Annotated in this window: 1 protein-coding gene; it reads left to right on the forward strand. The window is 66.9% G+C overall.

Going from position 1 to position 1,370, the window contains the following annotated elements:
* The first annotated feature begins 62 nt into the window (after nt 1-62).
* Nucleotides 63-1,331: an IS256 family transposase gene (locus ACFV9M_RS42025; RefSeq protein WP_385079929.1), complete on the forward strand. Its 1,269-nt coding sequence runs from the start codon at nt 63-65 to the stop codon at nt 1,329-1,331.
* Nucleotides 1,332-1,370 lie beyond the last annotated feature (39 nt).

The following is a 1,370-nucleotide window of genomic DNA, read 5'->3' on the forward strand; positions in this document are numbered from 1 at the left end:
CGGGTCTGTACGGTGATCGGTGTAACTCCCGAGCAGGAAGCGGAAGTTGATGACCGACGTGAGTGTCACCGAGACCGAGGGCCGGGCAAGAGCCAGCAGCCGGTGTGGATGACGAGCTGGTCGCCCAGCTGGTGGCGCGGGCCCAGGCCGATGGGCTGCGGCTGACCGGCGAGGGAGGTCTGCTGCAGCAGCTGACCAAGCGGGTGCTGGAGTCCGCCCTGGAGGGCGAGCTGACCGACCATCTGGGCCACGAGCACGGCGAGAAGTCCGAAGGCGGGCGGGAGAACTACCGCAACGGGCGCCGGGCGAAGACGGTGGTCACCGAGGTCGGCCCGGTCGAGATCGAGGTTCCCCGGGACCGGGCGGGCACGTTCGAGCCGATGCTGGTCAAGAAGCGGCAGCGGCGGCTCGGCGGGATCGACGAGATGGTCTTGTCGCTGTCCGCCAAGGGCCTCACTCACGGGGAGATCTCCGCACACCTCGCCGAGGTCTACGGCACCGAGGTGTCGAAGCAGACCATCTCCACAATCACCGACAGCGTGGTCGCCGGCATGCTGGAATGGCAGAACCGGCCCCTGGACGCGGTGTATCCGGTGGTCTTCATCGACTGTGTGCACGTCAAGGTCCGGGACGGGCAGGTCGCGAACCGTCCTGTCTATATGGCGCTGGCCGTCACCGCCGAGGGCACCCGCGACATTCTGGGTCTGTGGGTCGGTGATGGCGGCGAGGGCGCCAAGTACTGGCTTCAGGTCCTCACCGAGATCAAGAACCGGGGGGTGCGGGACGTCCTGATGCTGGTCTGCGACGGACTGACCGGACTCCCGGACGCAGTGAACACCGTCTGGCCTGCGACGATCGTGCAAACTTGCGTCGTTCACCTGCTCCGCAACAGCTTCAAGTACGCGGGCCGCCAGGACTGGGAGAAGATCGCCAAGGCCCTCCGCCCGGTCTACACGGCGCCGACCGAGGAGGCCGCCATGGAGCGGTTCCTGGAGTTCTCCGAGGAATGGGGAGCGAAATACCCGGCCATCGTGCGGTTGTGGGAACGTGCCTGGGCGGAGTTCGTCCCCTTCCTTCAGTTCGACGTGGAGATCCGCAAGATCGTGTGCACGACGAACGCAATCGAGAGTGTGAACGCCCGGATCCGCAAGGCCGTCCGCGCCCGCGGGCACTTCCCCACTGAGCAGGCCGCCCTCAAGTGCGTCTACCTCGCGGTCATGAGCCTGGACCCGACCGGGAACGGCGCGAAGCGCTGGACCAGGCGATGGAAGCCGGCCCTCCAGGCCTTCGACATCGCCTTCGACGGCCGCCTCACCGCGGCCCAGCAGTAACAACCAACCCACGAGTTACACCACTCGCTGGACACACCC

The organism is Streptomyces sp. NPDC059895, from assembly GCF_042731035.1.
In the GTDB taxonomy this organism is placed as follows: Bacteria; Actinomycetota; Actinomycetes; order Streptomycetales; family Streptomycetaceae; genus Streptomyces.